Source organism: Pseudomonas sp. PS01301 (genome assembly GCF_029960215.1).
GTDB lineage: Bacteria > Pseudomonadota > Gammaproteobacteria > Pseudomonadales > Pseudomonadaceae > Aquipseudomonas > Aquipseudomonas coleopterorum.
In genome coordinates this window covers 1-6386 of the sequence record NZ_JASCPM010000082.1, presented here as the reverse complement: position 1 = coordinate 6386, position 6386 = coordinate 1, and the positions used below count along the sequence as shown (strand labels likewise).

Sequence of the window (6386 nt, the reverse complement as noted above, 5' to 3'; positions counted from 1 at the left end):
CGCCGCTGCTACAGACACACCGCCTACCCACCGACACCGCGATCCCTGTAGCAGCGGCGCAAGTCGCGTCGGCGGTCAGCGCGGTACGCCAGGAAGACCGCGTTAGGGTCGGACGCGGCTCGCGCCGCTGCTACACGGATGCAATTACTTCGCGGTGGCAGGGCGCTTGATCATCAGCAATGCCACGATCAACGCCAGGACTGCCATGCCGGTGGCCAGCAAACCCAGGGAGTCCAGGCCGAACTGGCGGATGCCCAGGCCACCCAGAATGGCGCCCAGACCGATACCCGCATTGGCCGCCGAGATGTTCAGCGAAGCCGCCAGGGCCTGAGCCTTGGCACCGGCCTGCATGACCCGCACCTGGCAGATCGGGAACAGCGCGGTGTACGCGATGCCCCAGGCGATCAGCGCAGCGATCAACCAGGCACGCTGCTCGGCGAACGCCACGGCCGCCGTCATGCCCGCACCCAGCACCACCAGGAACACCACCATGGCGCCCAGCGGACGCTTGTCCACCATGCTGCCGCCCAGGTGATTACCCAGCATGCCCACCGCACCGAAGCCCATCAGCCACCAGCCCACCTGACCCGCTGGCACACCGCCCAGGCGTTCCAGGATATCCGCCAGATAGGTGTAAGCCGTAAACATGGCGGTAAAGGTCAGCACCGACAGCAGCACATGGGCCAGAAAGCGCGGCTGACGCAAGATCGCCGTCTGCTTCTCGCCGGCCGCAGCGACCGGCGAGCCTGGCAACTTCGGCATCACCAGGTGCATCAGCACACCGATCAGCAACGACACCCCGGCTAGTACCCAGAAGCTGCCGCGCCAGCCGATCAGGTCGGCGGCCACGGTGCCCAGCGGCACGCCGAACACCAGGGCTGCGGAAATGCCCAGATAGACCTTGGCCACTGCCTTGCCCGATTGCCCCGGCGCAGCCAGTTGCCCTGCGGTTTCACTGGCGGTGCCCCAGAACACTGGCAGCGCCAGGGCCGGGATGAAGCGCGCGATGGCCAGCACCCAGATATTGGTGGACACTGCCGCCAACACGTTGGACGCAGCGAACACCAGCAAAATCAGGGTAAACAGCTTCTTGCGCTCGACGTGCGCCAGACGCGCCGTCAGGTAAGGTCCGAACAGCATCACGGTAAAGGCGAACAGGGTCACCACCTGGCCTGCCAGGGCAATGGAAATATCCAGGTCGCGCGCCAGGCTGGGTAGCAGACCAACGATGAGAAACTCCGTGGTCACGATAATGAACGCCGCCACGGCCATGATCAGGATCTGTATGCCCGAGGCGGTGTTGACCGAAGCCGAGGGCACGGCCCCGGCGATAGGGGAAGAAGGCATCGAACTTAACTCCGGAAGGATTTTGCAATAGTCTATTGAAGAATCTCCGGCATATTCCGGTCATCTGGTACCTTGTGAATTGAACTGAATTCACCAATCGGAGCGGCTATGTTTTCTTCGGAGCGCCTCAAGGGCATCGATGTCTTCGTCAGCGTCGCGGACCTGGGCAGTTTCACCGCTGCCGCCGAACGCCTGAACCTCAGCAACTCGGCGGTCAGCAAAAGCGTGGCGCGCCTGGAAGCGCGGCTCGGCGTACGGCTGTTCCAGCGCACCACACGGCGCCTGGCGTTGACCGAAGCGGGGCAGACCTTCTACCGCACCTGCACCGGCGTGCTCGCCGACCTGGAAGAAGTCGAGCTGGCGATGAGCGCCGAACAGCGCGAACCCCATGGCCGCCTGCGCATCGACCTGCCGGCGTCCTACGGTCGGCTGCACGTGCTGCCGCTGATCCTCGAGTTCGCCGCCCAGCACCCCCGGCTGCAGCCGCACATATCCTTCTCGGACCGTTTCGTCGACCCCGCCCAGGAAGGCATCGACATCGTCGTGCGCATCGGCGGCTCGGATGCCTGGCCGAGCAACGTCGGGCGGCGCTTCTTCGGTCGCCAGCGCCTGGTGTTCTGCGCCGCGCCCGCCTACCTGCGCGAACACGGCACGCCCCAAGGCGAGCGAGAATTGGAACAGCACCGCTGCGTCGGCTATGGGCAGACCGATGGCTCGGTCTATCCCTGGTACTTCAAGGGCCGCCAGGCCGGCGACATGGAGCGGCGGATCATCCATCCCCACGTGGCGGTCGGCGATGGCGAAGGGCAGGTCATGGCGGTGCTGGCCGGGCAGGGCATCGCCCAACTGCCGACCTGGCTGGTACAGCGCCATCTGGACAGCGGCGCCCTGGTCGAGGTCTTGGCGCCACTGGCCACCGATGGCCTGGCGATGAACCTGGTGTGGCTGAAAAGCCGTGAAAGCCTGCCCAAGGTGCATGCCCTGCTGGAGTTCCTCACCGCCCGGCTGACCCCCGCAGGCACGGTTGCGTGAAGGGCCGCCGGGATTTCCCTTTACGCACCCGGCACAGCGTTTAAAATGCCAGCATCCATTGGAGGCTTCCGCATGTCGTCATTCGCCCACATGATCGAAAACATCACCCCTGATATCTACGAAAGCCTGAAGCTGGCGGTCGAGATCGGCAAATGGTCCGACGGCCGCAAGCTGACCGCCGAGCAAAAGGAACTGACCCTGCAGGCGATCATCGCCTGGGAAGCCAAGAACCTGCCCGAAGACCAGCGCACCGGCTACATGGGCCCGCAGGAATGCGCCTCGAAGTCCGCGCCGATCGAGAACATCCTGTTCAAGTCGGACTCGATCCATTGACCAGCGATCTCTTCACGCAAGACACCCTGCAAGAGCTTGGCCGCGGTTCGGCCAGCAAGATGTCCGCGCGCCTCGAAGCGCCGGTGGTGCAATACCAGCTGCGTCTGGGCGAAACCCAGATAGCCGCCAACCCCCTGATCGGCACCCGGATACGCCTTGAATTTCTCGGCGCCATCCACTGCGTCAATTGCGGTCGCAAGACCAAGACCAGTTTCAGCCAGGGCTACTGCTACCCGTGCATGACCAAGCTGGCGCAGTGCGACGTGTGCATCATGGCCCCGGAAAAATGCCACTACGACGCCGGCACCTGCCGCGATCCGGCCTGGGGCGAGCAGTTCTGCATGACCGATCATGTGGTCTATCTGGCCAACTCTTCGGGGGTCAAGGTCGGTATCACCCGGGCCAGCCAGCTGCCCACCCGCTGGCTCGACCAGGGCGCCAGCCAGGCGCTGCCGATCATGCGCGTGGCGACCCGACAGCAATCGGGCCTGGTCGAAGACCTGTTCCGCTCCCAGGTGGCGGACCGCACCAACTGGCGCGCGCTGCTCAAGGGCGACGCCCCGGCGGTGGATCTGGTGGCGATCCGCGAACAATTGTTCGAGAGCTGCGCCGCTGGTATTCATATGCTCCAGGACCGCTTCGGTCTGCAGGCGATCCAGGCACTGAACGATGTCGAACCGATCGAGATCCGCTATCCGGTGCACACTTACCCAAGCAAGATCGCCAGCTTCAACCTGGACAAGAACCCCGTCGCCGAAGGCACGTTGCTGGGCATCAAGGGTCAATACCTGATATTCGATTCCGGCGTCATCAATATTCGCAAATACACGGCTTACCAACTGGCCGTGCATCAGTAGAAGGGTTTTGGCATGCGTACCGAACAACCGAAAATGATCTACCTGAAAGACTATCAGGCGCCCGATTATCTGATCGACGAGACCCACCTGACCTTCGAGTTGTTCGACGATCACAGCCTGGTCCATGCGCAACTGGTCATGCGTCGCAACCCGGAGCGTGGGGCCGGTCTGCCGCCGCTGGTGCTCGACGGCGAGTTGATGGAGCTGCTGGGCGTCAAGCTCGACGACACTGACCTGACGGCCGATCAGTACCAGCTGGCTGCGGACAGTCTGACCCTGCAACCGCGCAGCGATGCCTTCACCGTTGACACCAGCGTGCGCATCCACCCCGAAACCAACACTGCGCTGGAGGGCCTGTACAAGTCCACCGGCATGTTCTGCACCCAGTGCGAAGCCGAAGGCTTTCGCAAGATCACCTATTACCTCGACCGCCCCGACGTGATGAGCCGCTTCACCACCACGTTGATCGCCGACCAGCAGCAGTACCCGATCCTGCTCTCCAACGGCAATCCGGTCGGCAACGGCCCCCAGGAAGACGGACGGCATTGGGCGACCTGGGAAGACCCGTTCAAGAAACCGGCCTACCTGTTCGCCCTGGTGGCGGGCGACCTGTGGTGCGTCGAAGACAGCTTCACCACTATGAGCGGTCGCGATGTGGCACTGCGCATCTATGTCGAGCCGGAAAACATCGACAAGTGCGCCCACGCCATGACCAGCCTGAAGAAATCCATGCGCTGGGACGAAGAGGCCTACGGCCGCGAGTACGACCTGGACATCTTCATGATCGTCGCGGTCAACGACTTCAACATGGGCGCCATGGAAAACAAGGGGCTGAACATCTTCAACTCCAGCGCCGTGCTGGCTCGCGCCGAAACCGCCACCGATGCCGCCCACCAGCGCGTCGAGGCGATCGTCGCCCACGAGTATTTCCACAACTGGTCGGGCAACCGCGTGACCTGCCGCGACTGGTTCCAGCTGTCGCTCAAGGAAGGCTTCACCGTCTACCGCGATGCAGGCTTCAGCGCCGACATGCATTCGCCGACCGTCAAGCGCATCCAGGACGTCGCCTACCTGCGCACCCACCAGTTCGCCGAAGATGCAGGCCCCATGGCCCACGCCGTGCGCCCGGACAGCTTCATCGAGATCTCCAACTTCTACACCCTGACCGTATACGAGAAGGGTTCGGAAGTGGTCGGCATGCTGCACACCCTGCTGGGCGCCGAAGGCTTCCGCAAGGGCAGCGACCTGTACTTCGAACGTCATGATGGCCAAGCCGTGACCTGCGATGATTTCATCCGCGCCATGGAAGACGCCAACGGTGTCGAGCTGAACCAGTTCAAGCGCTGGTACAGCCAGGCCGGCACGCCGCGCCTGCAGGTCAGCGAGCATTTCGATGCCCAGGCGCGCACTTACAGCCTGACCCTGCGCCAGAGCTGCCCAGAGACCCCGGACAAGGTCGAGAAACTGCCGTTCGTGATCCCGGTTGCGCTGGGCCTGCTCGATGCCAGCGGCCAGGAGCTGCCGCTGCGTCTGGCCGACGAAGCCACGGCCGTCGGCACCAGCCGGGTACTGGCGGTGACCGAAGCCGAGCAGACCTTCACCTTCGTCGACATCGCCGAGCAACCGCTGCCGTCGCTGCTGCGCGGCTTCAGCGCGCCGGTCAAGCTGAGCTTCCCGTACAGCCGTGACCAGCTGATGTTCCTCATGCAGCACGACACTGACGGCTTCAACCGTTGGGATGCGGGCCAGCAACTGTCTGTGCAGGTGCTGCAGGAAATGATCGGCCAGTACCAGCGCGGCGAGTCGCTGGTGATGGATTCGCGTCTGTTGACGGCCTTGGCCAGCGTGCTGGACAACACCGAGCTGGACCCGGCCATGGTGGCCGAGATGCTCTCGCTGCCCAGCGAGGCGTACCTGGCCGAAATCAGCGAGATCGCCGACGTCGATGCGATCCATGCCGCCCGCGAGTTCGCCCGCAAGCAGTTGGCTGATGGCCTGTTCGATGGGTTGTGGGCGCGCTATCAGGCCAACCGCGAAGTATCCCGGAGCACGGCGTACGTGGCCGAGAAGGAGCATTTCGCCCGCCGTGCGCTGCAGAACATCGCGTTGTCGTACCTGATGCTCAGTGAGCGCCCGGAAGTATTGGCCGCTACCCTCGAACAATACGATGCCTGCGACAACATGACCGAACGCCTGACGGCATTGGCGGTACTGGTCAACTCGCCGTTCGAAGCGGAGAAGGCCCGCGCGCTGCAAGCGTTCGCCGAGCACTTCAAGGACAACCCGCTGGTCATGGACCAGTGGTTCAGCGTCCAGGCGGCCAGTGGTTTGCCGGGCGGGCTGGCGCGGGTCAAGGCGCTGATGCAGCACCCTGCGTTCACTCTGAAGAACCCGAACAAGGTACGTGCGCTGATCGGTGCGTTCGCTGGCCAGAACCTGATCAACTTCCACGCCGCCGATGGCTCGGGCTACCGTTTCCTCGCCGATCTGGTGATCGAACTCAACGCCCTCAACCCGCAGATCGCCTCGCGCCAGCTGTCGCCGCTGACCCGCTGGAGAAAGTACGACAGCAAGCGTCAGGCCTTGATGAAAGCCGAGCTGGAGCGAATCCTGGCCTCAGGCCCGCTGTCCAGCGACGTCTACGAAGTGGTCAGCAAAAGCCTGGCCTGATGGGTTGATCCGTAGGGCCTCTTCGCGGGCAGAGGGCTCGCCGCCCGCCCCGTTCCCACAATGAAGCGGTGTACATGCATTCATTGTGGGAGAGAACCTTGTGGGGGGCTTTGTAATAGCAGGCCCTGTGGAAGCAGATCCTGTGGG

General features: G+C 63.6%; 5 protein-coding genes. 4 read left to right on the top strand and 1 reads right to left on the bottom strand.

What is annotated here, in order from left to right:
• Window positions 1–144: 144 nt before the first annotated feature.
• Window positions 145–1347, bottom strand: coding sequence for an MFS transporter (locus tag QMX89_RS22250; RefSeq protein ID WP_056843147.1), 1203 nt, complete (start codon window positions 1345–1347; stop codon window positions 145–147).
• Window positions 1348–1455: 108 nt separating this feature from the next.
• Here QMX89_RS22250 and QMX89_RS22245 point away from each other — a divergent pair, with 108 nt between their 5' ends.
• The 4 genes from QMX89_RS22245 to pepN all read left to right on the top strand — a co-directional run bounded on the left by QMX89_RS22245 (window position 1456) and on the right by pepN (window position 6239).
• On the top strand, window positions 1456–2379 hold the full coding sequence (locus tag QMX89_RS22245; protein WP_282349915.1) for a LysR family transcriptional regulator: 924 nt from the start codon (window positions 1456–1458) through the stop codon (window positions 2377–2379).
• 72 nt (window positions 2380–2451) lie between these two features.
• Window positions 2452–2712, top strand: a complete 261-nt coding sequence (locus QMX89_RS22240) for a DUF1315 family protein (RefSeq protein ID WP_043187898.1) — start codon at window positions 2452–2454, stop codon at window positions 2710–2712.
• A 26-nt stretch (window positions 2713–2738) separates the two neighbouring features.
• Window positions 2739–3569, top strand: a complete 831-nt coding sequence (locus QMX89_RS22235) for a DUF2797 domain-containing protein (protein WP_282349916.1) — start codon at window positions 2739–2741, stop codon at window positions 3567–3569.
• A 12-nt stretch (window positions 3570–3581) separates the two neighbouring features.
• On the top strand, window positions 3582–6239 hold the full coding sequence (gene pepN, locus QMX89_RS22230; protein ID WP_282349914.1) for an aminopeptidase N: 2658 nt from the start codon (window positions 3582–3584) through the stop codon (window positions 6237–6239).
• The last annotated feature ends 147 nt before the right edge of the window (window positions 6240–6386 follow it).

What these genes read in the sequence shown, in the direction of transcription:
- QMX89_RS22245 (WP_282349915.1), top strand. Translation starts at nt 1,456, where the DNA reads ATGTTTTCTTCGGAGCGCCTCAAGGGCATCGATGTCTTCGTCAGCGTC.
- pepN (WP_282349914.1), top strand. Translation starts at nt 3,582, where the DNA reads ATGCGTACCGAACAACCGAAAATGATCTACCTGAAAGACTATCAGGCG.
- QMX89_RS22250 (WP_056843147.1), bottom strand. Translation starts at nt 1,347, where the DNA reads ATGCCTTCTTCCCCTATCGCCGGGGCCGTGCCCTCGGCTTCGGTCAAC.
- QMX89_RS22240 (WP_043187898.1), top strand. Translation starts at nt 2,452, where the DNA reads ATGTCGTCATTCGCCCACATGATCGAAAACATCACCCCTGATATCTAC.